The sequence below is a fragment of the Amycolatopsis sp. TRM77291 genome (assembly GCF_054166285.1).
In genome coordinates, this window is record NZ_JBSZHF010000001.1 from 5440810 (window position 1) to 5464777 (window position 23968).

Annotated in this window: 20 protein-coding genes; 8 read left to right on the forward strand and 12 right to left on the reverse strand. The window is 63.2% G+C overall.

The window, feature by feature from the left end; all coding sequences use genetic code 11:
• Positions 1-110 precede the first annotated feature (110 nt).
• The 3 genes from ACXIZN_RS25160 to ACXIZN_RS25170 all read left to right on the forward strand — a co-directional run bounded on the left by ACXIZN_RS25160 (position 111) and on the right by ACXIZN_RS25170 (position 5688).
• Positions 111-1223: a sensor histidine kinase gene (locus ACXIZN_RS25160; protein WP_457957205.1), complete on the forward strand. Its 1113-nt coding sequence runs from the start codon at positions 111-113 to the stop codon at positions 1221-1223.
• A gap of 853 nt (positions 1224-2076) precedes the next feature.
• Complete coding sequence (locus ACXIZN_RS25165; protein ID WP_457960594.1) at positions 2077-4260, forward strand: SulP family inorganic anion transporter; 2184 nt, start codon at positions 2077-2079, stop codon at positions 4258-4260.
• A gap of 972 nt (positions 4261-5232) precedes the next feature.
• Entirely contained in the window at positions 5233-5688 is a 456-nt protein-coding gene (locus tag ACXIZN_RS25170; protein ID WP_457957206.1) for a riboflavin kinase, read from the forward strand.
• Between the two features lie 312 nt (positions 5689-6000).
• On the opposite strand, the gene ACXIZN_RS25175 is transcribed toward ACXIZN_RS25170, so the two are convergent.
• From ACXIZN_RS25175 to ACXIZN_RS25220, 10 genes are all read right to left on the reverse strand, one after another.
• Positions 6001-6885 carry a fumarylacetoacetate hydrolase family protein gene (locus ACXIZN_RS25175; RefSeq protein WP_457957207.1) on the reverse strand — a complete coding sequence of 295 codons (885 nt, stop codon included), beginning with the start codon at positions 6883-6885 and terminating at the stop codon, positions 6001-6003.
• Positions 6882-7292: a RidA family protein gene (locus tag ACXIZN_RS25180; protein WP_457957208.1), complete on the reverse strand. Its 411-nt coding sequence runs from the start codon at positions 7290-7292 to the stop codon at positions 6882-6884. The genes ACXIZN_RS25175 and ACXIZN_RS25180 overlap by 4 nt, the downstream gene beginning before the upstream one ends.
• Positions 7293-7356: 64 nt before the next feature.
• The gene (locus ACXIZN_RS25185) at positions 7357-7917 is read right to left on the reverse strand and encodes a cupin domain-containing protein (protein ID WP_457957209.1); all 561 of its coding nucleotides are present in this window, start codon (positions 7915-7917) and stop codon (positions 7357-7359) included.
• Positions 7914-8606, reverse strand: a complete 693-nt coding sequence (locus ACXIZN_RS25190; protein ID WP_457957210.1) for a hypothetical protein — start codon at positions 8604-8606, stop codon at positions 7914-7916. The genes ACXIZN_RS25185 and ACXIZN_RS25190 overlap by 4 nt, the downstream gene beginning before the upstream one ends.
• Positions 8603-10225: an FAD-dependent monooxygenase gene (locus tag ACXIZN_RS25195; RefSeq protein ID WP_457957211.1), complete on the reverse strand. Its 1623-nt coding sequence runs from the start codon at positions 10223-10225 to the stop codon at positions 8603-8605. The genes ACXIZN_RS25190 and ACXIZN_RS25195 overlap by 4 nt, the downstream gene beginning before the upstream one ends.
• Positions 10225-10953 (reverse strand): SDR family NAD(P)-dependent oxidoreductase, encoded by a 729-nt coding sequence (locus ACXIZN_RS25200; protein ID WP_457957212.1) that lies wholly within the window; start codon positions 10951-10953, stop codon positions 10225-10227. The genes ACXIZN_RS25195 and ACXIZN_RS25200 overlap by 1 nt, the downstream gene beginning before the upstream one ends.
• A gap of 100 nt (positions 10954-11053) precedes the next feature.
• Complete coding sequence (locus tag ACXIZN_RS25205) at positions 11054-12100, reverse strand: Ldh family oxidoreductase (protein ID WP_457957213.1); 1047 nt, start codon at positions 12098-12100, stop codon at positions 11054-11056.
• Positions 12097-13092, reverse strand: coding sequence for an amidohydrolase family protein (locus ACXIZN_RS25210; RefSeq protein ID WP_457957214.1), 996 nt, complete (start codon positions 13090-13092; stop codon positions 12097-12099). The genes ACXIZN_RS25205 and ACXIZN_RS25210 overlap by 4 nt, the downstream gene beginning before the upstream one ends.
• 376 nt (positions 13093-13468) lie before the next feature.
• The gene (locus ACXIZN_RS25215) at positions 13469-14914 is read right to left on the reverse strand and encodes an aldehyde dehydrogenase family protein (protein WP_457957215.1); all 1446 of its coding nucleotides are present in this window, start codon (positions 14912-14914) and stop codon (positions 13469-13471) included.
• Between the two features lie 189 nt (positions 14915-15103).
• Positions 15104-15502 carry a RidA family protein gene (locus ACXIZN_RS25220; protein WP_457957216.1) on the reverse strand — a complete coding sequence of 133 codons (399 nt, stop codon included), beginning with the start codon at positions 15500-15502 and terminating at the stop codon, positions 15104-15106.
• 101 nt (positions 15503-15603) lie between these two features.
• Between ACXIZN_RS25220 and ACXIZN_RS25225 the strand changes: the two genes are divergently transcribed.
• Positions 15604-16548 (forward strand): quinone oxidoreductase family protein, encoded by a 945-nt coding sequence (locus ACXIZN_RS25225; RefSeq protein ID WP_457957217.1) that lies wholly within the window; start codon positions 15604-15606, stop codon positions 16546-16548.
• A gap of 11 nt (positions 16549-16559) precedes the next feature.
• Positions 16560-18281: an amidohydrolase gene (locus ACXIZN_RS25230; protein ID WP_457957218.1), complete on the forward strand. Its 1722-nt coding sequence runs from the start codon at positions 16560-16562 to the stop codon at positions 18279-18281.
• Positions 18282-18359: 78 nt separating this feature from the next.
• Here the strand turns inward: ACXIZN_RS25230 and ACXIZN_RS25235 are convergent, their stop codons facing one another.
• Complete coding sequence (locus tag ACXIZN_RS25235; protein WP_457957219.1) at positions 18360-19595, reverse strand: NAD(P)/FAD-dependent oxidoreductase; 1236 nt, start codon at positions 19593-19595, stop codon at positions 18360-18362.
• A 179-nt stretch (positions 19596-19774) separates the two neighbouring features.
• On the opposite strand from ACXIZN_RS25235, the gene ACXIZN_RS25240 reads away from it, so the two are divergent.
• The 3 genes from ACXIZN_RS25240 to ACXIZN_RS25250 all read left to right on the forward strand — a co-directional run bounded on the left by ACXIZN_RS25240 (position 19775) and on the right by ACXIZN_RS25250 (position 21728).
• On the forward strand, positions 19775-20902 hold the full coding sequence (locus ACXIZN_RS25240; RefSeq protein ID WP_457957220.1) for an LLM class flavin-dependent oxidoreductase: 1128 nt from the start codon (positions 19775-19777) through the stop codon (positions 20900-20902).
• Positions 20902-21213 carry a hypothetical protein gene (locus tag ACXIZN_RS25245; protein WP_457957221.1) on the forward strand — a complete coding sequence of 104 codons (312 nt, stop codon included), beginning with the start codon at positions 20902-20904 and terminating at the stop codon, positions 21211-21213. The genes ACXIZN_RS25240 and ACXIZN_RS25245 overlap by 1 nt, the downstream gene beginning before the upstream one ends.
• Positions 21214-21371: 158 nt before the next feature.
• A complete protein-coding gene (locus ACXIZN_RS25250; RefSeq protein WP_457957222.1) occupies positions 21372-21728 on the forward strand; it encodes a hypothetical protein in 357 nt (118 codons plus the stop codon).
• Positions 21729-21972: 244 nt separating this feature from the next.
• On the opposite strand, the gene ACXIZN_RS25255 is transcribed toward ACXIZN_RS25250, so the two are convergent.
• Entirely contained in the window at positions 21973-23433 is a 1461-nt protein-coding gene (locus ACXIZN_RS25255; protein ID WP_457957223.1) for an APC family permease, read from the reverse strand.
• Positions 23434-23968 lie beyond the last annotated feature (535 nt).

Consider the following 23968-nt stretch of genomic DNA (forward strand, 5'->3'; position numbering starts at 1 on the left):
AACCTCCAAGCGCTGCAAGCTCTGAACGCGGTTCGGACCAGCCTCAAAGTGTGCAGCCAAGAGCAAGCAGCACCGCTATCCGCAGGAAAGGTGGCCGACAAGTGGCTACGATGACCAGATCGACCGGTAATAAGCGGCACCTGTCACGGTGGGTCTACGACTTCGCGCCAGTCGGGCTGGCAGCGCTGGACACCTGGCTCAGCGCCAAGCATGTCACGCCCTTCGAGTTCGGTGCGGCGGCGATCGCGACGCTGGCGCTCCTGCTCCGCAGGCACTTTCCGCTCACAGTGCTGGCGATGACCCTTCCGTCACTGATCATCCCGGAATCCGTGGTCCCCGCTCTGATCGCGTTGTACACCGTCGCCCTATACCACCGGAACCGCTGGCTGCTGGCCGGTTGCGCCACGATAATCGCATTCGGGTACGCCACACCGTGGCCGCCGATGCTGGAGGTAGCCCGCAACGACGCTCTGCTGGGGCTGGTCTATGCGACGATGACCGCCGCCGCGCCGGTGTTCCTCGGCATGCTCACCCGCACCAGCCGGGAGCTGTCGGTCCGGATCGATGAGATCGAGCAGGCCCGCGAGCAGGAACGGCTACTCATCGAGCAGACCGCGCTCGCCAGAGAACGCAGCCAGCTAGCTCGGGAAATGCACGACGTCGTCTCGCACCAGGTCAGCCTGATCGCGGTCAGCGCAGGAGCGCTACAGGTCGGCGCCCCCGACCCCCGGGCGAAAGATGTCGCGGCAATCATCCGCGAGCTCAGCGTGAAGACCCTCGACGAACTGAGGTACATGGTGACCCTGCTGCGTGCCGCGGGCGTCCAACCGACCGAGCTAACCCCACAGCCGACATTAGCCGACCTGAAACGGCTCATCGACACGAGTGCAATCCCAGTCCATCGGCACGGCGAACTACCCGCCGACCTCGATGCTTCCCAGCAGCGCGCGATCTACCGCACAATCCAGGAGGCACTGACCAACGCGCGCAAGCACGCACCTGGCGCGACCGTCACCATCAACCTCGAACACACAGAGGACGAGGTCACCGTCACCGTTAAGAATGGACGACCAAGCCGGCCGACGCTGCATCTGCCCAGCGCCCAACACGGCCTCATCGGACTGCGGGAGCGGGCCGAGGTGCTCTACGGTACCTTCGAAGCAGGCCCAACACCCGAGGGTGGCTACCAGGTCCACCTCAGGCTGCCCCTGTCAGTGACCTGACTAACTGGACTGGTCCGTGGCGGGCAGCGCCGACGGGTGACAGGTGGCTACGGGCCGGACGTTCCCTGATGCTGGCCTTACGGTCGCCGGGCCATAAGGCGCGGCTTTGCTCCGCCCGATCCCCTTCTCGATTCTGGAGTAATAGATGGGGCATCGCGATCGTCCTGACGGTGTTCGTTCGTGGCCACCGGCTGTCTACCGTCCGCGACGCCGACCGGAGCATCGTGCTCGACCACGGAGAGATAGTCGTGCACGGCACTCACGCCGAACTACTCGCGAGCAGAGGCCTTTACGCTGGCCTCGTTGCGACAGATGCCAAGGGAACCGTCTGACGTTGTGCGGAAACGTAGACCCCCTACCGAATGCGCGCTGTGTATCCGTACGGGCGCCGTCATATATGGACATGCGCATTAACTAATTCCGATTCGCCTGCGCGCCATCCCTAGCACCAGGGATATCCGTGCCTTGGACCCGTCCACGTAGACAGCATCGTCCCCCAGCCGGCTGGCACAGGTTCCGCCCACCGGCCGGTGATCGCCATCCAGATGACGGGTGGCATCAGAATCGAGTCGCAGACATCCTGGAGATTCGATCAATGGAGTGAGCGACTAGGCCCTAGGCAAGAGACCATGGGCATCTGCGGACGCCTGGCGCGAACAATCATTGCTGCCAGCGAGCAGCAGGACTTTCGTACGCGAACTTCAGATCGACGCGAAGGTCGCCACTCGACCTTCGCACTGCCAGTTCTCTTGGCATCGTCACGCCGACCAATGCCAGGTAGTGACGTTCCATGCAAATGTCCGTCAATGACGACGCGACACCATTTTACAATCACGGAAATTCGTTGGTGATCATGCGTTCTCTTGCCGTTCTCAGACAAGACGTTCCCGCATCCCTAGTGGTCTTCCTGGTCGCCGTCCCGCTGTCACTCGGGATCGCGCTGGCCTCCGGAGCCCCGGTGGTAGCCGGGCTGATCGCCGCTGTCGTCGGCGGGATCGTCGCCGGCGCGCTCGGTGGTTCGCCCTTGCAAGTCAGTGGCCCGGCGGCGGGGCTGACTGTCGTCCTTGCCCAGACCATCGCAACGTTCGGTTGGGGGGTCACCTGTGCGATCACCGTGGCCGCCGGTGCACTCCAGGTCCTGCTGGGCCTGAGCCGAATCGCTCGCGCCGCACTGGCCATCTCGCCGGCCATCGTGCACGGCATGCTCGCCGGAATCGGCGTCACGATCGTTCTCGGCCAGCTTCATGTGATCCTCGGCGGTACCGCGAAGAGTTCCGCGATCAAGAACATCGTCGAGTTGCCCAGCCAGATCGTCTCCCACCACGGTACCGCGACCCTGATCGGCCTGCTGGCCGTGGCGCTGCTGATCCTCTGGCCAAGGCTGCCAAAGCCGGCGCAGCGCGTACCCGGCCCTTTGGCCGCGATCGCCATCGCGACCGTCGTGTCCGTGCTGGCCGGAATGACGCTCCCGCGCGTCAACCTGCCCGGTGACGTGCTGAACATCCAGCTCGTCCCCCAGCTACCATCAAGTGGCTGGGGTGGATTCGCGCTCGCGGTAGTCACCATCGCCGTGATCGCGAGCGTCGAAAGCCTCCTGTCAGCCGTCGCGGTCGACAAACTGCACAACGGCCCCCGCGCCAACCTCGACCGTGAACTGATCGGCCAGGGCGCCGCCAACATGGTGTCAGGCGCGATCGGAGGACTGCCCGTCACAGGCGTCATCGTGCGCAGCTCCACCAACGTGAGGGCCGGAGCGAAGACCCGTGCCTCAGCGATCCTGCACGGCGTGTGGGTGCTGGTGTTCGTGGTCGCGCTAAGCGGGCTGATCCAGAGCATCCCGCTAGCCGCGCTTGCCGGTCTACTGGTGCACGTCGGCGCGAAACTGGTGAATCCCAGCCACCTCCGGCAGGTTCACACTCACGGTGACCTCTACGTCTACCTCGTGACGTTGGTCGGTGTGGTCGCGCTTGATCTGCTCAAGGGCGTGCTCGCCGGTATCGCACTGTCTCTGTTCCTGATGCTGCGCCGCACGATGTGGTCCGGTATCCACGTCGAGCATCACGCTGACGAATGGAGCGTCATGGTCGAGGGGGTGCTGACGTTCCTGTCTGTGCCGCGGCTGACCAAGCTGCTCGCTCAGGTACCCGAGGGTGCCACTGTGAAGCTGGAACTGGTCGTGGACTACCTCGACCATGCCGCGTTCGAGTCGCTGTCGAACTGGCAGCACGCCCACGAAAGGGCAGGTGGCTCGGTGATCGTCGACGAGGTTGGCCACCCTTGGTTCGCCAACGGAAAGGAAGGAAGCCCCACCCTGAGCCGGATCGCGGCCGCGAGGGCGGTGCCTCGTTGGCTCGCACCGTGGTCGGAGTGGCAGGCCGTCGAAGCCGAGGTACCCAGCCAGCGCGGCGGCCCGACCCTGGTCGGGGCGCGCGAGTTCCACCGCAGGACGGCACCACTGTTGAAGGACACATTGTCCGGGCTGGCGAATGGTCAGAATCCGCACACACTGTTCATCACCTGTGGCGACGCACGAGTCGTGCCGAATGTGATCACCACGAGCGGGCCCGGAGACCTGTTCACAGTACGCAACATCGGCAACCTCGTCCCGGCGAACCAAGCCGACCCCTCAATGAACGCGGCCGTGGAGTTCGCGGTCGGCGTGCTGGGGGTCCGCGAGATCGTAGTGTGCGGACATTCAAGCTGTGGTGCCATGGGCGCTCTGGCCAACGGCGCACCGGCCGGGACCCCGTCGCTGGCGGACTGGCTCCGTCACGCCACACCGAGCACACATCGCCCGGAGAGGGTGACCATCAGCGGCACTCGGCCGACGCAGGAACCCGACCGCCTGGCACTGCATAACATTCTGCAGCAATTGGAGCATCTGCGGCACTATCCACTGGTGTCCGAGGCAGAGTCACGTGGAAAGCTCACGCTCACCGGGATGTACTTCGACGTGGGCGAAGCCCAGGTATCGCTGTGCGACGGCCACACCGGCAATTTCGTGCCCGCCGGGACACTCACCCCAGCGCCGGCGTAGTCGAATATCACTCGCTTGGCGAGAAGAAGGATCGAGGGTTCCTTTCCTCACCGGAAGGCACCCAAAGTCCGGAGATCAGGATTCCCATGCCGCGTCAGCGAATCGTTGAATTTAACCGATAGACGGGGTGTCATCCGCCAAGTCGGGGATAGCCTCGATTTCCCTGGAGTCCAAGCGGAAGTCCGGGGGCTGCGCGACTTCGCCGCGCAGCCCCCGGATCACTCACTCCCGACGAACTCTTTGCCTTGAGACACCACATCGACCTGGGAGCACTCCGGCGAAACCACAACAACCGGCGTCGTACTACTCGGCATCCGCATCGGACCCCAACTCGCACAAACATCGGTCACCGGCGGCCAGTCCGAATGCAAGTTCGCTAGAACCTCGCACTAGAGCAGTTGAGCGCCCGAGGAAAGTCCTAAAGCAACATCGCCTTCGCCAGGGAAGTCCCGATCCGGCTACGGGAAACTTTCGCATCCGCAGTGAAGTCTACGATGGCCAGGCAGTCCGTCCCGCGATACTGAGCAGCATCCACCACTATATCGGACAGTGTCAGAAGTCGCCAGGCGACTACGGCATACCATGGCGCATAAACGAAACACCCGACTACGCAGGGTCGCAGACATGTCACAATGGAGCTCGGGGGCGGCCCGTGCGGTCCAGTGAGCGTGCCGTGGTCGACCGACCAGGTTGACCGGCACGTACTGACGGTAGCCCGCACCTGGACTGCGCTGGACCGGATCCGCGACGTGCTGCCGATCTTTGCAGGCAATCCCCGGGCCAGGTGGCCCTCACTGTCGACCGGGATCAGTATTCAGCGCCGTTCTGCTGGGGGGCCGAACAGGACCTCGGGTACCGGCTCGTCAAGACCTGGCTGAGTACATAGTGGACCTGTCCCGCCGCGTGGACATCGGTCGACCTCCGCTTCGGCTCGTGGTATGCATGCTTCGTGACGGCGGAGACGGGAGCGACATGACGGCGGAGTACTTCGTGGTCCGTGGCCAGGTGGAGAAGGGCGATCAGCGAGGCCGGGAACTGGGCTTCCCGACCGCCAACATCGCGCTGCGCGACCAAGACGGCCAAGTCGGCGACGGAGTGTGGGCGGGCTGGGCCGAACGCGCCGACGGCACCCGGATCGCGGCGGCGGTCTCGGTCGGCAGGCGGCCGACCTACTACGGCGCGGACGGCTACCGGCTCGTCGAGGCGCATCTGCTGGACTTCAGCGGCGACCTCTACGGCGAGGTCCTGACCGTGTGGCTCGGCCACCATCTGCGCGAGCAGGAGGCGTACCCGTCGTCGGAGGCGCTGATCGTCGCGCTCAACAAGGACATTGCCGACGCCGCGAAGTGGGCCGCGGACAACCCTGCCGACGGCCTGCCGGATCCGGGGGACGCCGGAGACGCGGTCGTCCGACGCGTCGGCGCGTGACCACGCGTTCAGTCGAATAAACGCAGCTCACAGAGCCACCTCTCCAGCGTGTAATCCGCCCCAGCCCCCTGATCACCTGGCAGACCCACCGGTTGCGGGGACGGTCACCCCCTCAGGTGACCGTGCCCACAACGGAGTTCACATCGACGCCGACGTTGCGGTGTCGCTTATCGCAGTCAACATGGACAGTTCGCTGCCACACTCGCTATGCGGCCAGCAATTCAGCGCTGTTCACGGCATGGGCTGTGAAGGACGGATCTGTCCTGTTATGAGCTTCGAGAACGACTGAGAAGCGCATCCCGATGTAACTGGTCAGGTGAGCTTGGCGGGAACGACCGGGTTGCAGAGGATGCCTAGTGGTCCGCTGCGGGTAACAAGGGTGTCGCCCTCGCGCAGAAAGACTGCTGGTTCTCGTGCATTGCCGATTCCACTGGGGGTTCCGGTGAGCACGACGTCGCCGGCGTGCAGTGTCATTCCCCAGCTCAATTCAGCAACGATCCGCGGGATGGAGAAGGCCATCTTCCCGACAGTGGCACGCTGCATCGTGACGCCGTTTAATTCGCATTCGATAGGCAGGTCGTCAACCCGAGGAATTTCATCTAGCGTGGTGATCCATGGGCCGAGCGGCATGGTCCGGTCCACACTCTTTCCCTTGAGCCATTGGCCTCCGTAGGCGCGCTGCATGTCGCGCTGGGAGACGTCATTGGCGAGGAGGAATCCGAATACATGGTTCCATGCGTCGACTTCGCGGATCGAGCGTCCGTCGCGGCCGATCACAATCGCGATCTCTGCCTCGTAATCCCATTTGGTCGACAAGCGTCCATCGTAGGCGATCGGATCGTTTGGCCCGATGACGGTCTGCGGGCCCTTGGTAAAGAAGGTTGGCCGGCTCGGCATCGAGTCCGGGTCCTGGCCTTCCCGCTTGCCGGCCGATTCGTAGAAGTGGTCGAGGTAGTTCCAGCCAGTGCAGAGGATGTCGCGGTTGAATCGAGTCAGTGGCGGGGCAAGATCAACTGATTCCACCGGCACCGGCTCTACGGCAGCGGCGTGCCGCGCTATGGCTCCAACGGTCCCGACACCGCGGACGACATCATCGACGGAGCCGCTTGATGCCGGTAATACGCGGATGGTGTGGGCATCGTCCGACACGATGCCGATCGCCCGGCCTGACCCGGTCCGTACTGTTGCGAGTTTCACCGGGGGCTCCCGATCGCGGCAATGGCGTTGATCTCGATGAGATAGTTCTTGTTCACGAACTTGGAGACCTCGACCATCGTCGATGCCGGTGCGTGCTCGGTGAAGTACTGACGCCGGACGTCATGGATGGCGTTGAAATCCTCCATGTTGCGTACGTAGACGTCGACACGGGCGATGTCACCTAGAGTGCCTCCGGCCGCTTCCACCGCGGCCTTGAGGTTCTGGCATACCTGATGGGTTTGTGCGGTGATGTCGCCGACGCCGGTGACTTCACCGTCGTCGTTGCGTGCGGTCATCCCGGAAATGAACACGAGCCGGGCAGTGGCAGGGACGGAGATGGCGGAGGCATGTGCGAAGTGGCCGTTCGGCTCGGCGAGCCCGGCAGCGACGATGGTCTCGACGGTCATGCTGGAGGTCCTTGTCTCGGGGATGGCGAACCGATACGCGGTTCTGTGACGTTTGCACGAGAGCTCACCTCGCGTCGTCTGGCGACGAATACCAGTCCGGCTGAGTCGGGTAGTGAGGCCCGTCGTATACCTCGAGGAGGATTGAGTCTTCCTCGGCGAGGGTCGGACCGTGCAGGCTGCCTTTCGGATTCCAGTAGAAAGCACCTTGGGTGAGCGTGATTCCTGTCGGGAGGTAGGTGTATTTGCCGGAGAGGCAGAACATGAACTGGTTCGAGGCGTGGGAGTGCCGCGATGGAATGCCCGCACCCTTGACGAACCTCACCAACGAGATCGATGCGCCAGTGTCCTCGTTGCGCCACAACGCCTTGTGGGTCAAGCCTTCCAGCGTCTTTTCAACCCAGGCCAGGTCGTTGGTTTGCACGAGGATCTCGCGGAACCGGTGCGCTGCGTTGCCATTGACGTCAGGCGCGGCTTGCTCGCGGGACTGATCGGCTGCCTCCCCACCGTACCGCGCAGCGTCGGATAGATTCTCCGTCCACTCCTTCGGGTCGATGCCATCGGGTGTCGGCGGGGTCGGGACGAGTGGCGCATCACCCTGGTAGCTCGGCGTGCCAGCCTCGGTCATGAGTTGCCTCCGTTCAAAACTGCGTCGAGGTTGTCGAGGTAAGAGAGTTCGACGACAAACCACGTTTGAGTGTGAGTCGAAGCATTGGTCACCGTAAGCGCGCCGCCTTCGTGGAAAGTGGTGCCGCCCTGGGGGTCTTCGGCCAAATCGGGGGCATCGACGAGCGCGAGCACATGAGGCAGGGCGGACAGGCTCAAGGTCATCGTGTCGTGTGATGCGACGTCAACAGTCCACACCTTCACATGCGGATGGTCGATCACCGATCGTCGTCCGTCGGGTAGGTCGGGTCCGGCGGTTTCGCCCTCGACGCTTCGAGCGCCTTGGCCGATATCGAGCGGCTCGGATAGCAGTTCGCCTAGATTTTTCAGCTCGACCAACCGGTTCTGGTAGGCATGGTCGCGAAGATTCGTCAGCCTGTGTACCGGAGAGGTCGGCCGGTATACGGCTCCCCCGCGGTACTCGGAAATGAAGCGGGGTGGGCTGCCGTCGAGCCAGTCCATCCGGCCGTCGGAACCGCGCAGGCTCAACACGACGTAGGGATTGTGGTGCAGGTGCCAGGGGTGCTGCCCGTGACCGTCCAGGGTGACGTCCCAGATCCGCACGACTGGGTTGTCGAGTAGTTCAGTGACGCCCACGTCGACCAAGACGACCTGGGTTCCGTCGGATGAGCAGACGACGTCGCCCTTCATGACGCGACCTCCTGGCAGGTATTCTGAAGGCCCACGAGACCGAGGTAATGCGCCTCGACTCGAACGGCGGATTCGGGAGTCCAGGGTTCGAGGAGCGCGATATGTCCGTCGGGGCGAAGCAGCACGACGGCGTCGCCGTCGATGCCGAATCGGGCGCGTACGCTATCGCCTGGGTCGAAGTAGGAGCGGTCCCGCAGTCCTGAATCGTGCGGGGCGTCCCAGCGGCTGACGACGATATGGCGCAATCCGTCGGGAGCGCCAGCTGGGGCCGGGGGCCGACGACGTGCATCGGTCAGGTGCAGGGCAAGGAATGTATCGCGACATAACCGGTGCAGCGACGCCGGGCCGTTGGCCCCGAAGACCTGCAGATCCGGTACGCGCTCCCCCACACGTACCGGCGTCGGCCCGGGGGTCTTCCGCACCATCGACCAGTCGTTCGCACCGTCGACATCCAGTCGCACTCCAAGCAGGGTGCGAGTCATCGCGTCGCCCCACCCCCCGCCACCCATCGCACCCGTCGCCTCAGCACGCCGATCCATCACCGCTCGGGCTGCCTCGGCCATCTCCCCTGAGCCTTCGATAGCCACTGGTGCTTGTTCGTTCTCATAACCGGCGAGCAGGGAAGGCGCGGCCCAACCGCGGAGCACCCACGCCAGCCGCCACGGCATGTTAGAGGCGTCGAGGACACCCGTGTTCAGACCGAGCGCCCACATCGGGGTGATCAGATGAGCGGCGTCTCCCATCAAGAACACACGGTCTTCGTGCCAGCGACTGGCCACCCGGTGGTGGACGGTGTAGACGTTCGTGCCGAGGAGCTCGAGCTGATCGACCTCACCGATGAAACGGCGAGCCTTGTCGCGTAGTTCCTCCCTCGTCGGTTCGGGCTGCCCCGGGCCCAGAGGGAAAAGGAAGCGCCAGCAATGTGGCTGGCGGACCAAAATCATCCACTCGGTGGGGTCACCGAAGTAGGCGAGGTATGGATAGTCACGAGGATTGCCGACATCGAGATCGCAAGTTAGGTCGACAAGCATGTATCGCTGTTCCAGCGTGTGCCCGCTAACCTCGATGCCGAGCTGTTCGCGAACTGTGGACCGGCCACCGTCACAGGCCAGCAACCAACTGGCTTCGAACGTTACCGGTCCCTCAGGAGTGGACAGGTTCAGGGTCACACTGTCCGTGTTCTGTTTGAAGCTGTCGAGGCGGTGCCGCATGCGTAAGGTGCCTGGGGCTCGCTCCTCAAGTCGCGCGGCGAGTACTGGTTCGAACTCGTGCTGGGGGATGTTGAGCACGAACGGAAAACGGGTCTCTCCGCGCAGCGCGTTGGTGAGCACGCTGCCGGTCGACCGGCCGGTTGCCCGGTCCAGCTCACCGATCTCATCGATGCGCAACCCGGCCTCGAGGACTGGGCCGACGGCGTCGTACCGATCCAGAACCTCCAATGTTCGCGTAAGGATCGTACCGGCCTTGGTGTCATTGGACAGGGTGTCATCGAGTTCGAACACCACCACCGGGACTCCATAATGGACCAGACCGAGAGCGGTGATCAGGCCGATGGGGCCGCCGCCCACGATGGCGACCGGTAATTGTTCACGGTCCTTCTCGGTCGAATCGTGGTTCATCAGTCGTCCTCCTTCGCGAAGACACGCTCACGTGTCAGCACGGAACCCGTCATGGTGGCGCCGTCGGACAGGAGGAACAACAGCGGACCGACTACATCGTCGGGCTTGCCGATGCCTGTGGTCTTCTCCCAGTGGGCACGCTCGGAACCCTCGGGGTTGGCTGCCTGGAACTGGGGGGTGTCGATGACGCCGGGGAAGATCACGTTGACCCGGACACGACGGTCCGCGACCTCGGCGGCGAGAGACTTCGCATATGGGACCAGGGCTCCTTTACTGGCCGCGTAAGCGGCCGCCTGCCCACGTCCCACATTCACCAGCCCAGACGCGAACACCACGATCGAGCCGCGTTCGACCGCCGTCATCGTCGGAAGAACCGCCTGGCAGGCCCAGACAACACCGTCGAGGTTGACTGCAATGGTGTCGCGCCACGTTTGCTCTGGCGTATCAGCGACGTCGACTCGAGGTTGGATGGCCGCGCCGGCGACAAGGCCGTCGATACGACCATGTGTGTCGGCAACCTTGTCGACAGCCGCGAACACGGCTGCGCGATCGGCGACATCGACCTGGTGATACTCCAGTCCGTCCAAGGATTCTTCGGGCTCAAGCAGGTCGAACACCACTGCCGTGCCACCGGCCCTGGCGAACGCACGGGACACGGCCGCCCCGATTCCACGGGCTCCGCCGGTCACGATCAACACTTCGCCAGTCGCGTCGAACGAAGACTTCACAGGTTGTTCCTCTCTCCAAACCCCGCCCGAGAACGCCATCGTCCACCGTGCACAGCTGCTAAACTGCCACCGCCTGGCAGGAGATCGTCTGGTCCGGTGATCATGTGAGTTCGCTAGGGAAAGCCACATTGAGACGCTCGGCCGTTGTCCGCAGACTGGCGAGGACGGCATCAGCGATCGCTACGCCGCCAGCGGCGGAACGTGCGGCGTTCTCGGCCTCGCGTTGTCCCGGCAACATGACAGCGCTGACCCCGTGTGCGAGCTTCGACGAACGAATCCCGCGGGCGACCTCGTACATGCGCTGCCGGAAATCAGTCGGATCACCGAAAAACTCGGGGTCAAGTGCCAAGAAGAAGTGAGCGCAGTCGTTCGGAACCGCCGTATCGGCGTAAAGACCTCGGACGCCGGCGCCGAAGGCTCCTCCGGACAGAACACCGGACAGAACATCGATGACGAGTGCCAGCCCATAGCCCTTCGGGCCCCCGATAGGCAGCAGCAAACCCGCAAGGGCCGCAGTTGGATCGGTGGTCGGCTCACCTGTGACGTCAGTAGCCCAGGTCGGAGGGATATCACGGCCTTCGGCCTCAGCGAGCCTGATCTTGCCCAGCGCGGCTTCGGAAAGCGCCATGTCCACCAGGATCGGGTCATCTCCCGGAACTCCGACCGCCACCGGGTTATTCCCTACGACAGCGGTCGCGCCCCCCGGAGCCGGCATCAGCGGTCGGGTGTTGGCCGCAGCGATACCAATACAGCCAGCACGAGAAGCTTGCTGGACATAACGGAACGCGCCACCGAAGTGAAAAGCGCGGCGGGTGGTGACGATCCCAACGCCGTACACCTGAGCTTTGGCGATGGCGATCGACATGGCCTGGTCCGCGGTCAGGACGCCGAGCGCGTGTCCTGCGTCGAGAACTGCGATAGCGCCCTTGTCGACGACGACCTCAGCAGAGGTACTGGTGCTAACCGAACCAGCCTGGATTCTGTCGACATACATAGGGACGAGCATCAGCCCGTGGGAACCGATACCGCGGGCATCAGCCTCGACTAGTGCTTCGGCCACCTGTCGGGCTGCATCAGCCTGGACGCCGCTGGCAGCGAAGATACCAGCCGTGACGTCCACCAGGACATCGGCGGAATAGCTGCTCACTGGTCTGTCCCTTCACAAAGCAATGCTGCGGCGTTCCGGCCGATCATCGACCGCAGCTCGGGGTCGAGGTGGCGAATTGACTCGAAGGGGTCCTCGACTCCCATGGGAAAGGGGTAGTCACTGCCAAGTACGAGTCGATCCGCACCGAATACGGCCAGCGCAAGATCGACGACCTCCGAGCTATGTGCCAGCGTATCCGTCCACAGTGCCCGTGCCGCTTCCTGTGGATCACCCGTCCCAGCGGGGATGCCGGGCCGAGCGGTGGCAACACCACGCGACCAGCGTCCCACCACGGCCGGCATCACACCGCCGCAATGGACCAGGACGATCTTGAGTCTCGGGTGGCGCGTGAGGACGCCGCCGAGGATCAACTGTCCGGCCGCGACCGCAGTTTCGACTGGATTACCGAGCAAATTGGACAGGTAGTAGCTATCCAACCGCTGGTCCGGGGACTCCCCGGGATGCAGGACGAGAGGCTTCCCGGCATCCTCTAGGAGTGTCCACAATGGCCTTAGGCTGTCATCATCGAGTGACACTGAGCCGCCGCCGGCCGAAGCGGTCCAGCCGACGACGTCGGACCCGTCGGCCAGAGCGCTGGCCAGTGAATGCGCGACGACCGGCTGGTCCAAAGGCAGATACGACAAAAGGTCCAAGGAAGGATTGTCACCTATGCGTTCCCGCATTCCCCTGTCGAGGACCCGAACCCAAGTCTCTGTTGCCGCGGCATCCATGCCCTGCCGATACATCGGCGGCGGAGCCGAAACCCAGGCTTTATCAATACCATGAGCAGCAAGCAAACCGGCCAGTCGCGACGGTTCATAGAGCCCCGGAGCTCCAACGCGGGAACCATTAATGACCAGACGACCATCATCGTCGGTCTCCACGTCGTCCAACTGATCGACCAACTCCCGGGGCAACAGCGGAGCCAAGTGGGTGTGAACATCAATTACCGCAGCGACCACGTTTTCCTCCGTCAGCCCTTGAAGTTGCACTTGACCATGGTGACGGTCCGCTGGCTGACTTCGCCTGCGCTCCAATGCCTCGCATTATTGGCCAGCCCCCTGCATGCGGTGGATTGGTCGAAGAACATTCCCGGATAAGCATGAAGTCGACGGTCTCGAATGATATCACCGGCCAATCTCCCGGAGCAGGACTTGCGCAGATCACCGGTGAACACCACCCCGAACCCTTGGGGGCGGACCGAAATGTTTGACTGTGCGGGGCCTCTCCACCGTAAGTGCGTCGAAGAGCGGGCTACGCATGAGGATTGTTTCCTTTCTCGGGGCGAAACCCGGCCCGTCTACGACACCATGCCCGTCGGGGCTGAGTTCACATCCTCGGCTGGCCGATTCCTACGTGCCCGTCTTCTCACCCCAAGTTGATGAAGACCGATTGGGGTTCCGTGTACTCGTCGATGGAATAGGCGCCGAGTTCGCGGCCCCAGCCACTCAGACCGAAACCACCCCACGGCGCGCCAGGGTCGATCAACGGGAGCTGGTTGACGAACACGGTCCCGGCCTGAATTCGTTGGGGCAACGAGTGTGCTGTGGACATGTCGTTGGTCCACAGCACAGCAGCCAACCCGTAGTCGGTGTGGTTGGCGCGTGCTATGGCCTCGTCCATATCGTCGAAGGGCATGACGGCCAGGACCGGGCCGAAGATCTCTTCTCGAGCGATCGTCATCTCGTCAGCCACCTCGGTGAACACGGTTGGGCGGAAGAAGTAGCCACCGGCGAGGTCACCGCCCACACGCTCACCGCCAGTCACGAGCTGGGCGCCTTCCTCGACTCCGCTGCGGACGTAGCTCGCGACACGCTCGAGGTGCTCAGCCGAGACCAGCGGTCCTACGACGGTCCGCGGGTCCTGTCCAGGCCCGATCCGCAGGGAGTCGGCGGCGGTAGCCAGCTTGCTGACGAACTCGTCGACCCTAGAGCGGTGTACGAAGAAACGGGTGAACGCTCCACAAGCCTGCCCGGAATTGAACAACCCGCCCTGCAAGTTTCCCTGGACCGCAGCATCGATGTCAGCATCGTCGCAAACGATGCTCGGTGCTTTACCGCCGAGTTCCAGCCCGATCCTCTTGAGATCATCTGCCGACGCCCGCACGATCTCCTGTCCTACCGCCGTGGACCCGGTGAAGGAGATCTTGTCCACTCCACGATGGGCCACCAGCGCCTTGCCTGCTTGCGGGCCACCAGTGAGCAGGTTGACGACTCCGGCCGGGACGCCTGCTGCACGGCAGATCTCCGCGAGTCGCACCGTGGACAGCGGGGTTTGTTCCGCAGGCTTAAGTATCACGGTGTTACCGGTGGCAAGCGCCGGTGCGAGCTTCCATGCTGCGATCGGAAGCGGAAAGTTCCACGGCGTGATCAGCCCGCAGACACCCAGGGGCACGCGCCGCTGATAGGTGAACTGGTTGGGAATCGAGACCGGTGAGACCTTGCCCTCAATCTTCGTCGCGTAGCCCGCGTAGTAACGGAAGACTTGGGCGGCGAGCGGTACTGAGATGTTGCTACTAACGAAGGTCGGCTGTCCCTGGTCGAGGGTCTCCAGCTCGGCCAACTCCTGTGCGCCGTCCTCGATAAGCTCCGCGATCCGCCACAACAGACGCCCGCGCGCGTCAGGGGTCATCAAACGCCACTCATCCGACTCGAACGCGGTCCTCGCAGCCGTAACGGCAGCGTCGACATCTGCTGATGTCGCCTCAGCAAAGGTTGTGATCTTCTCACCGTTGGCCGGATCGATCGTTTCGCGGGTGGACCCACTGGAGGAGTCGACCCACTCGTCGCCGATGAGCAACTGGGTGGTCTGCATGGAAAGCCTCCTGGGAGCCTGGTCTCAGTACCTAACCTGCCAGCACGGCAGTTCGGTTGCACGGCAGTGGTTCGGCCACCGAACCATGCCTCAGTGATCTTCAAGTGCTGCTCTGCGCGACCTGATCGTGGAATTTAGGACAGGTGACCCAGAGCTCTAATTACGTCGTTGCTCGGTTACCAGGCCGCATCACGCCACAAGTTCCCGTCGCGCCCCGCGCGCCGCTACGACGTCGAATTCGACAAGCATGTTCGGGTCGACGAAAGTGACGTTTCCGATCAGCGCCCCGCATGCCGGGGGTGCCTGACTAAAAAGTTCGGTGAAGACCGGTTCAGTCGCAAGACCGTTCTCGATGGTCGTGGCGTAGGGATGGATCCAGACGATCTCGTCGAGACTTGAACCTTCGCGCTCCAGCAACGACGCAACGCCGGAGAAGGCATCTCGTGTCTGGTCATCGACGGTGGCGCCGAGAGAGCCATCAGGCCTGTGGCCAGTGATGCCCGAAATGAAGATCAGGTTCTCCCCGGCCAGCGAGAGAGCGAAGGGGTGCATGGTTCCCGCCGGGCGAAACGCCTTCCAGATTGCCATGGCGAGCATGGAAGCAGAACGGTGCATGGTGACATGCCGTACGAGTCCGCTCACCGAACCGCATTGCCACAATCGTTCTCTCGCCGCGCCAGAGTATGCTTATGCGCGCAGCCTTGATCCACGAGTGGAAGTCAGGTCCCGTCCTCACCGATCTTCCAGAGGTGCCCCGGCACCCTGGGGAGACGCTCGTCCGGATCGAGGCCGCCACCGTTAGCCACCTCGACGCGACAGTCGCCAGCGGCGAGTTCGTCACCAGCCCGGACCTTCCGTACGTTCCCGGTGTCGAAGGCGCCGCCGTGGTAGTTGAGTCTGACACGCTGCCCGTCGGCCAGCAGGTCATCTTCCGTGATGGAGCGCTCGGTCTCACGGGCGATGGTTCGTGGCGAGAGTACGCATCGATTCCCGACAACGTGCTGGTTCCGCTACAGACACAACTCCCTCCGTCCATCGCCGCGACCTTCTTCATCCCAGTGACGACCGCGTACATCGCGCTCTTCGACATCGGCAGTCTTCAACCGGGGCAGACCGTCCTGATCAGTGGTGCTACCGGTGCCGTGGGTTCGGTCGCTGTTCAGCTGGCGAAGTCGGCCGGCTGCGACGTCATCGCCTTGGTCTCCCGTAAATCCCGTCTGCAGCTGTTGCCAGACGACGTGCACGGGATTGCTCTCGATGACGAATCTGCCCTCGCCGAACTGCGCGAGACCCGACCGGCTGACCTGCATCTCGACACCATCGGTGGCCCAGGACTCGGAGACCGAATCTCGTGGGTCAAATTCGGTGGCCGAGTGGCCTGCGTCGGCTACACGGCCGGTGCGACGTTCACCCTCGACCTTCCCAACTGGTTCTTCTCGGACGTCGCGATCCTCCCCGTCAATCTGCTGAGTAGGGAGGCCCGAGCCCAGGAAGTGGCTCGCGATCTCCTGCCGCAGGTCGCCAGTGGTGCGATCGGGTTCGACATCCAAGAGTTCCCGATCGAGCAAGTGGCCGAGGCATGGGAAAAGCTGAACAGCCGCAAAGTAACCGGCCGCGCAGTCCTTCGATTCTGAGGAGCCATCGCATGAGCATCACCACACGGCGGGCCGACACCGTCCTGCGGGGCGGGCCAGTGCTTGACCTGTCGGACTGGGAACCGGGTGATCGGCTCACGCCCGCCTGGCTCTCCTCACGCCCCCGCGCGATAGCGATCGCAGATGGGAAGATCGTCGCAGTAGGCGATGCGGCCGACGAATGGATCACGCCTGCTACCGAGGTTATCGAACTCAAAGGGCGCCCCGTCCTTCCCGGGATCAACGACGGCCACCTGCACTTCACCGCTTACTCGGTGACCAGCCATGCGTATGTGCGCATGGGTACCGATATCTTCACCGACCTGGCCGACCTCCCGTCATTCCTCACCAAAGGTGCCATCGATGCGACAGGCTGGATTCGCGGGCATGGCTGGGACGGCGCGATCTTCGGCCGGAACCTGACAGCCAAGGACATCGACGACGCCCTGGCGAAGAACGGCATTCCCGGCACACCGGTCGTGCTGTTCGACTGGAGCGGCCACTCCCTGACGGCAAACTCCGCGGCCCTCGGTCTCGCCGGCATCACGCGGGAAACACCGGACCCGGTAGGTGGTGTGATCATCCGCGATGCCGGCGGGAACCCGGAAGGATTCCTGACGGACGCGGCGATCTCACTGTTGATCGAAAAGATTCCACCACTGTCCCGTGAGGACCTGACGGCCGCCTATCTCAAGGGGCAGGCGGACCTGCATGCCCTTGGTATCACCGCCGTAACCGAGCCGGGCCTTGGACCTGGTTACTCCAGCCTGCTCGACGGCTCAGGATCGCCGGCAGCGATCGAGACGCTTGCCGACCTTGCCGAGTCTGGCCAGCTGAGCCTCCGCGTCTCTGTGCTGGCGCTACCTAACGGCACCGGGGGCGGCAACGCAGACGACGTCAAGCGCCATCTCGACGGCGGGCTCGCGCGGACCTACTCCCAGCGTGGTATCGACCCCCGGCGCCTGCGGTTCGCCGGTGTCAAGGTGTTCGCCGACGGCACACCTCAGAACGGCACCACGTGGCACAAGGAGCCCGTGCACGAAGGCCACCACTGCGGGCACATGGTTCTGATCGGCGACGACGACGTCGACAAGGTGGAGGAACTCCGTAAGATCATCCGCGTCGTCGACGAGGCCGACCTGCAGATAGCAATTCACTGCATCGGTGACAAGACCAACGAGGTCGTGATCGACGCACTCGCAGAGCTCACGCCGCACAGCGCCAACCGGCCTTACCTTATCCACGGCACCGAGCTCTACCTAGAAGGGCTCGAGAAGATGGCCCGACATGGTATCGGGTGGACCGCCAACCCGGTCATCGTCAGCACCTTCGCCACAACCCTGCCGAAAGGCCGCCGCCGACGCACCGAGCCACTCGGCTCGGCACTGCGCGCTGGTGTCCGCCCAGGCATCACGTCCGATGCTCCGGTGGTTCCGCCGGACTGGCGCCCAGCCGTCGCCTTCACCGTGACGCGCTCGTGCTATTGGGAGGGCGAGGTACCCGAAGACGACCTGGCGGAGACCATCACGACGCTGGATGCACTCGCCCTGCTCACGCGGGAAGCCGCATACCGAGAACGCGACGAACAGTGGCGGGGCACCCTCACGATCGGCCACCACGCCGACCTGGCCGTTCTCGACGGGCCGTGGCCCGACGACGACCATGTCGGCGAGATTCTCGATCGCTCGGTGGTGTTGACCATGGTCGACGGACACATCGTCCATCGGGTCTGAGGGCCGGCCATACCAGTGGATGCGTAGTAGGGAGCGCTGCCATGTCGCGGTGCTTCCTACTACGCGTGAAGCATATCGCTACAGCCTGTCCTTGACCTTGAAGAATGCTTTCGCGCCGGCCGCCATCAACCGTTCAGGAAAGCCGAACAGGGGCCAACCCACGTGCTTGTTGGCCCGCAGAGCGTCGTAGGCCGCATACGCTGGATCAGTCGCTCTCGCCGCGATGCGACCTGCGTTCCACGATGCCAACACACCGTTGCTGGAGGTGACCACACCTCCCGGAGCGATACGGTCCAGCAGCGGTGTCTCCTCCACCGTCGATGCAATGGCACCTTCCCATGCCTTTTCGAAACCCACATCAGCGAGCTCGGGAAAAGTGTCGCGCAACTCGGTACGGATCCGCTCTTCCAGCCTCGAGCTCCCGATGGAGTCGAAGAGCGTCCCGATACCGAAAAGCAGTCGGCCGCCAGGAAGCCGACGAAAATATCGGGAGAAGGTGGCGATCTCGCTGGTGGCGGTCCAGGACGGCAGGACCGAGTCGAGCACCTGCGGGTCGATCGGTTCTGTCACCGCGATCTGTGAGTACGCCGTGAGTAACAGCTTCCTATGGGAAGGCAGGATGGCGCCAGTACCAGTGCCAGCGGCGACTACCAGCCGCCTGGCCCGGACCTCGCCCTCCGCTGTCCGGACGATCACACCGTCGCCGGCCAGTGTCTCGACTTCCGTGACTACACTGTGTTCAGCAATGACCGCACCACGTGTCTCGGCCACCGACGCGAGCCCCTCGAGCAGCTTGTGCGGGTTGAGCGCGAGATTGTCCGGCTCGTAGAGTCCTCCGGTGTAGCGCTCGGACCGAAGGTGCACGCGGAGGGCCTCGCGGTCGAGGAACTCCCGCCTTGCCCGCGCCCTTGCCGACCGCGCCAGTACCCTTGCTTGCCGTCCGGTTATAGCCAGGCGGATCGTCCCCCGGCGGAGGTCGACGTCCATCTGGTGCACTTCGCTGAGCTCGACCAACTCCCGGGCTGTGGCGTCAAGCACCTCGTCGACCGCATCCGCCCCGCTGTCAGCCAGGTGGGTGCCTTCACTGAGCAGGAGAATGCCTCCGTTCCTGCCCGACGCCCCGGCGGCCACCCGCTCACGTTCGAGAACGATCACACTGATACCGCAGGAGGCAAACTCCAACGCGGCCGAGATACCGGCGAAGCCTGCGCCCACCACGACCGCGCCGAACACGCGCGGACCCACCAATGGCGGACGGTGCGTGGCTTCGATACCAAGCGCGTAGTAAGTGCGAAAACCCGTCTCGTCGGTCACGTCGGCAGTATCCGCGCACCCGCGGGACGGGGGTCTCCGACGGTTCACTCACCGGTCCATCACATGGTGCCATGCACGCTGCAGGCAGAAACTGATACAACCACGCACACCTACTCGGCATCAAGGCTGCATGAGGGTGGCGCTAGACGATGACGTGAACGAGAACAAGGGAGTTCCACGTGAAGTTCGGGGTCATTTCCGAGGCGCAGGTAAACCAAGGCATGTCCTATGGAGTCCGGCTACGCGAGGCGGTCGACGAGCTCACGTTCGCCGAGGAGATGGGCTTCGACTTCATCGGGTTCTCCGAACAGCACTTCATGGCAGGCCAATGGTCGACTCCCGCCCCAGAACTACTCATGGCAGTGCTCGCGGAACGCACTCATTCGATCAAGCTCCGTCAGATGGCAGTGGTGAACCTCGCCCTCAACCACCCGATCCGCATCGCCGAGCGTCTGATGACCCTCGACCTCTTGACCCATGGGCGCAACAGGATCGAGATCGCCAGCGCCCGCTCGAACAACGCAAAGTACATGACCGCCTTCGGCATCGATCCGGCCAAGACCCGTGACGAGTGGCGCGAGAACATCGAGATCATGATCCGCGCCCTCATCGAGGACGAGGTCGAGTTCGATGGCGAGTACTACAAGGTCGGCCGCGTATCCGTCACCCCGAAGCTCGAAAGTAACGAGCAGATCCCCGTCTACGTCACAGCCACCAGTCCGGACAGCCACTATCAGATCGGTAAACTCGGCCTGAACCTGATGACGGCCGACACCTACGTGGGCTGGGAGTACCAGAATCTGCTCATCGAGCAATATAAGAAGGGTCTTGCCGAAGCCGAGCCGATCGGCGGCCTCTACAAGCCAAGTGGCAACATCACCGGATTCACCTTCCCCGCCTACTGCGCCGAGAGCAACGAGAAGGCTTTCGAGGATGCCGGCCCGAACGTGTTCGGCATGCTGGAGAGCGTGCGCGAACTTGCAGAGGGATTGATCGCCACGAAAGCGCCCGGTTACCAGTATTGGGAGGATTTCGCGGAGCGCCTCCGCACCCGCGGTGACGATCTTGAGTACCTCAACGACTCCACCCCCATGCTGATGGTCGGCGACCCTGACTGGTTCATCGAACGTCTCCACAAGCTTGAAGCGATGGGTATCAACGAGGTGGTACTCAAGATCGACGGTTACGGCCACACCAAGACCAAGAACGCCATCAAGATGATCGGGAAGTACGTCATCCCGCATTTCAAGTCCGGCCGCGGGTCGATTCCCGAGAACCTCAATAACGTAGGGAAGTTCGAACTCTGATGATCGTTCTCGCCACCACCGACGGCTTCACTGTCACCGACCAGGCCAACTACGCCGAATTCCATGTCGAAGTCGGCACACTCTCCCATTCCGAATTCATGGAGGCCGTCGCCTCCAGCGACGATGTCATGCCCGGCGACCGTCCACGACACCTCTGGGTGAGCACCGAATTTCTCCACCGGCAACTCGACACCGCCAACAACCCCGGGGCCCTCGCCGGCCTCGAAGGCATGCTGAGGTATGCGGTGACCAAGGGCTGGATCAACGACGTGGGCACGCACGTGTCCGCTCACGTCGTCGTACCCAAGTAAGCAGCCTCTGCGTATCCCGCGCCCGTCCCCACCGTGATCGGCCCGGCCCTAGGAAGTGGGCCGGGCCGTTCGCTTTCACCGACCAGCTCCTGCGAGAACTGCCGATCTAGCCACGACCCCGTGCTGCTATGGCGTGTGCCTGCTAGCATGATCAGGGTATGACCGACGTAACCGAGTTCCTCGCCCGTCACCACAATCATCTCGCGGCATGGCTGAGCGACTGCGATGAACGACGCCTCGACGCCTTCCTCGCGGCCCACCATGAAGACTTCTCGCTCGTCGCAACGTCTGGAGCGATCTTCGATCTTGTCGCACTTCGAGAATCACTGCGCGATGCCGGCGGCAGTCAGCCTGGGCTGACGATCGAGGTTCATGCGACTGCCAGAATCACCGAACAGGTACATCGGTTCAGCGAGCGTCACACTGTCGACGGCTCTGTGCTGGGAATACGGATCGTCACTGCCGTCGTTAGAGACAGCTTGCTGCTCGCCGTGCATGAAACAACCCTCCGCTAACCGGGACATCCCTACCGCCACAGACGCCACGCAACTGGGCACTGGCCAAGATGAACCTGGACACTGTAGCGAGGAGATCCGACATCTGGACGCCGCGGCCGGTAGTGCGCCCCGCGCACCACCGGCCAAACAGTGATCTGGTCACCTGAGCACGCCGCCCGATACACCGCTGACCGCGAGAGCCGCGGCGCCGCACCCGAGTGCGACCGAGCAGCGTTTCCATGATCGCGCTCACGGGCCAGCTTCAGAGTCGGGTCCTGCCGATCTCGGCGTACCTGTCCGTGCGCTTGGCTCGGAGCCAGAATCCGTAACCCAGGCCGACCATCACGACAGGAATGAAGAGCCACGCCAGGTTATTTACCCACCATGTTTCCACACCGGTGATGATGCCGTAATTGAGAATCGCGGCGACGTCACAGGCAGCGAGGAGAATCGCCGCTATCGCCGGCGCTGCAACCTTTGCGGCCGTGACCTCACGTCGACGATAGAAGAACATCGCGACCGAGGCTGAAGCAATGGTCAGCATTGTCAAAAGGCCGATCGTACCGAAACCGATGAGCGAGGTACCCAACTCCAGGACGGGATCCAGGTCAGCAGCACGGTAGATGATCGTGACAATCGCATACACGATGCCGACAACGATCAATGCCCTGACCGGCGTGTGACGCCTCGGATGCGTACGCCCAAGAAAGCGAGGCAGCGCCTGGTCGCGCGAAAGAGCGAAGAGGTAGCGAGCTGCCGCGTTCTGAAAAGCCATGATCCCTGCGAAAAGGCTGAGCAGGTTGAACATCACGATCATGTCCGTCCAACCGGGACCGACGTATTGATCCGAGAGCCCGAATGTGAAAATCGGCGGATTTTCGGCAATTCTCGGTACCAGTTCGTTGCCGCCGGCGCCAGCGACCATCGCCCACGAGGAGAGGACGTGGAAGAAGCCGATCAATCCGATGACCCAGTAGGTCGCCCGAGGTACTGTCCGCTCTGGCTTCTTGGCCTCTTCCGTGTAGATCGCCGTCGCCTCGAATCCCAGGAACAGGACGAACGCGTAAATACCGGCGATGCCCAATGAGCCACTGAAGACGACGGATGGCTTGAAGACATCAAAGGAAAAAGCTCCGAATCCGTTACGGAACAGGATCGCGGCGTCGAGCACCACGATCGCAATCAGCTCGATCGCGAGAATGACTAGGAGTATACGGCCTGCGAGCCTAACGCCCGCTGCGGCTAGAGCCGTTGACAGTGCAACACCGACAATGCCCGCCACCGCCCAAGGAATGTCGAGATGGAAGTAGCGGTTGATCAGGTTGTTGGCAAAGTAGCCGAAGCCGCCGATGATGGACGCACCCAGAGCGCAATAGGCAAGCAGGAGTGCGTAGGCGGACGCGAGTCCTGCGGGACGCCCGAACCCGGCCGTGATGTAGGCATAGAAAGCGCCGGTATTCTTGACGAATGGCAGAATGCGCAGGAAGCCCACCGCGAACAACGCCAGCACGACAGTAACCACCAGGATCGCGCCTGGCGTGCCGATGCCGTTACCCAAAAGGAACCCGAGAGGCAGGATGCTCACGGTGCAGGTGATGGGGGCAGCCGCAGCTACCACCATCGCGATGATATGAGGGGTACCGACGGCACCGCTCTTCAAGCCTCCCGTAGCCGGCTGAGCTGAGGTATCCGGCGCGGTGTCTGGACCGACCTTTTCGGCCATGTGTTCCTCCTGGTGATCTCCGTTGATCACGGCTAGGCCCCAGACGGCAGGGAGGGCCATGCCTTCTGCCGTCTTGTCGAGGTCGATGCGGGCACAGTGGCGGTGCCTGGGACACCATTAGCGTGCGCAGAGTCGCAGTGGAGGATGACTCGCGGAACGGACCAGTTCGGTGAGCGGACCGCTCCGACCAGAGCAGCACAAACGCTGTCCATTCGCGAGCATCGCAGTTCGAGAACTCCGCCAACCCGGCGACGGTCGACTCGTAGCGTCGAGGGGACTGTTACTTTCACGCTGCGGTCGTCTATGGAGAAGCCGACCGAATACGGGTCTGCTACGTAGAACTCGTCAGGCCCGATCCGGAACCTGCCACGACCCAGGTCCCCTTCGAATCTCATCTGGTTCGCTCAGCAGACTTTCATGTTGGTACATGCCTCCCCTTTCCGGAATGATTGGCGCGACGAACAGGTCGCGACGAAGGCGCGGTGCAGGCTAGTCCCACGAGACATGCCAGGACGCGGCATACCACCATGTGTCC

What these genes read in the sequence shown, in the direction of transcription:
- ACXIZN_RS25160 (WP_457957205.1), top strand. Translation starts at nt 111, where the DNA reads ATGACCAGATCGACCGGTAATAAGCGGCACCTGTCACGGTGGGTCTAC.
- ACXIZN_RS25165 (WP_457960594.1), top strand. Translation starts at nt 2,077, where the DNA reads ATGCGTTCTCTTGCCGTTCTCAGACAAGACGTTCCCGCATCCCTAGTG.
- ACXIZN_RS25170 (WP_457957206.1), top strand. Translation starts at nt 5,233, where the DNA reads ATGACGGCGGAGTACTTCGTGGTCCGTGGCCAGGTGGAGAAGGGCGAT.
- ACXIZN_RS25180 (WP_457957208.1), bottom strand. Translation starts at nt 7,292, where the DNA reads ATGACCGTCGAGACCATCGTCGCTGCCGGGCTCGCCGAGCCGAACGGC.
- ACXIZN_RS25185 (WP_457957209.1), bottom strand. Translation starts at nt 7,917, where the DNA reads ATGACCGAGGCTGGCACGCCGAGCTACCAGGGTGATGCGCCACTCGTC.
- ACXIZN_RS25190 (WP_457957210.1), bottom strand. Translation starts at nt 8,606, where the DNA reads ATGAAGGGCGACGTCGTCTGCTCATCCGACGGAACCCAGGTCGTCTTG.
- ACXIZN_RS25195 (WP_457957211.1), bottom strand. Translation starts at nt 10,225, where the DNA reads ATGAACCACGATTCGACCGAGAAGGACCGTGAACAATTACCGGTCGCC.
- ACXIZN_RS25215 (WP_457957215.1), bottom strand. Translation starts at nt 14,914, where the DNA reads ATGCAGACCACCCAGTTGCTCATCGGCGACGAGTGGGTCGACTCCTCC.
- ACXIZN_RS25220 (WP_457957216.1), bottom strand. Translation starts at nt 15,502, where the DNA reads ATGGCAATCTGGAAGGCGTTTCGCCCGGCGGGAACCATGCACCCCTTC.
- ACXIZN_RS25225 (WP_457957217.1), top strand. Translation starts at nt 15,604, where the DNA reads ATGCGCGCAGCCTTGATCCACGAGTGGAAGTCAGGTCCCGTCCTCACC.
- ACXIZN_RS25230 (WP_457957218.1), top strand. Translation starts at nt 16,560, where the DNA reads ATGAGCATCACCACACGGCGGGCCGACACCGTCCTGCGGGGCGGGCCA.
- ACXIZN_RS25245 (WP_457957221.1), top strand. Translation starts at nt 20,902, where the DNA reads ATGATCGTTCTCGCCACCACCGACGGCTTCACTGTCACCGACCAGGCC.
- ACXIZN_RS25250 (WP_457957222.1), top strand. Translation starts at nt 21,372, where the DNA reads ATGACCGACGTAACCGAGTTCCTCGCCCGTCACCACAATCATCTCGCG.
- ACXIZN_RS25255 (WP_457957223.1), bottom strand. Translation starts at nt 23,433, where the DNA reads ATGGCCGAAAAGGTCGGTCCAGACACCGCGCCGGATACCTCAGCTCAG.